The organism is Mesorhizobium sp. M0106 (assembly GCF_040322715.1).
Taxonomy (GTDB): domain Bacteria; phylum Pseudomonadota; class Alphaproteobacteria; order Rhizobiales; family Rhizobiaceae; genus Mesorhizobium.
Window position 1 is genome coordinate 1 of record NZ_JAMYUA010000120.1, and the last position, 1,311, is coordinate 1,311.

At 59.9% G+C, this 1,311-nt stretch carries 1 protein-coding gene; it reads right to left on the reverse strand.

Annotated elements, in window-relative coordinates; genetic code table 11:
• Positions 1–29: 29 nt before the first annotated feature.
• On the reverse strand, positions 30–1,311 hold a 1,282-nt coding region (locus NKJ55_RS35355), incomplete at its 5' end, for an HlyD family type I secretion periplasmic adaptor subunit (protein ID WP_352453918.1).

The following is a 1,311-nucleotide window of genomic DNA, read 5'->3' on the forward strand; positions in this document are numbered from 1 at the left end:
TGGGTTATGGCCGAGCCCGGCACGCGAACTCATTCCTCCCTGAATGCCCGTTGGATTTGATCTGCCAGAGGTTTTACGAGGTAAGACAGCATTGTGCGGCTGCCGGTCGAGAAGAACACCTCGACAGGCATACCGGGCGACAAGGTCAGGCCCTTCAGCCTCGTAAGCTCTGCACGCGGCAGGCTGACACGCACAGTATAGAAGCTCGTGCCGCTTCGCTCATCGATGCTGAGATCGGGGGAGATCTCACTGACTACACCATTCAGCTCTGGCGTGATCCGCTGGTTGAAGGCCGAAAATCGCAAGGTTGCGCTCTGCCTTGGCATCAGCTGATCGATGTCTTGCGGAGCCACACGTGCCTCGACCGTCAGGTCGTCTGTGACAGGGACAATCTGCATGATGAGCTCTCCCGCAGATATGACGCCACCGACCGTGTGCACGCCGAGCTGGTGGACGACGCCAGTCTGCGGGCTGCGTATATCGATCCGCTTGAGCTGATCCTCGGCCGAGACCTTTTGTTCGACCAACTCGGCGAGCTTTGCCTGGACGTCACGGAGCTCGGTTGCCACCTCGCTGCGCAAATCCTGGTCGATCTGAATGATCTGCAAGCGGATTTCGGATGTATGACCCTTCGATTGCGCCATTGCCGCAGTCAGCTTCCCATGTTCGCCTTCAAGCCGGACTGCGTCACGCTCAAGTGTCGTTATGCGATCGATTGAAACCAGCTTGCGTTCCCAGAGTCTGCGCATGCCGTCGAGCTCAAGCCCGATCAATTTGATTTCCTGGCTTTTAGCATCCCTTTGCTCGCTCAAGCCGGCGACTTCTTCGGTGAGCTGAGCAATGCGCTCTCTCAACTGAGCCTTCTGGCCAGCGCGTGCCTGGCGACGAAATTCGAACAAGGACTGCTCGCCGGCCAGCGCACGCCGGATCTCAGGATCGTCCTGCCGCGACGTCAGCGAAGATGGGAAGGCGATGGTGTCAGTGCCATCGCGCTCGGCTTCGAGGCGGCCCAGACGGGCCTCGAATTCGTCCAGGCTCTTGGCGACCATGGCTAAATCGGCCCGGGTCACGGTTTCATCGAGACGGATCAAAACCTGGCCCGCCTTCACGGCGTCGCCTTCTCGAACGAGGATCTGACCGACCACGCCACCCGTTGGATGCTGCACCTTTTTAACGCTGGAATCGACGACCAGCCTTCCCGAAGCAATGACGGCTCCAGAAAGCTCCGTGACCGCGGCCAGGCTTCCCGCCCCACCAACCAGGAGCATGCAGACCGCGACACCGCCGAACAGATAGCGTCGGATGGTCCGG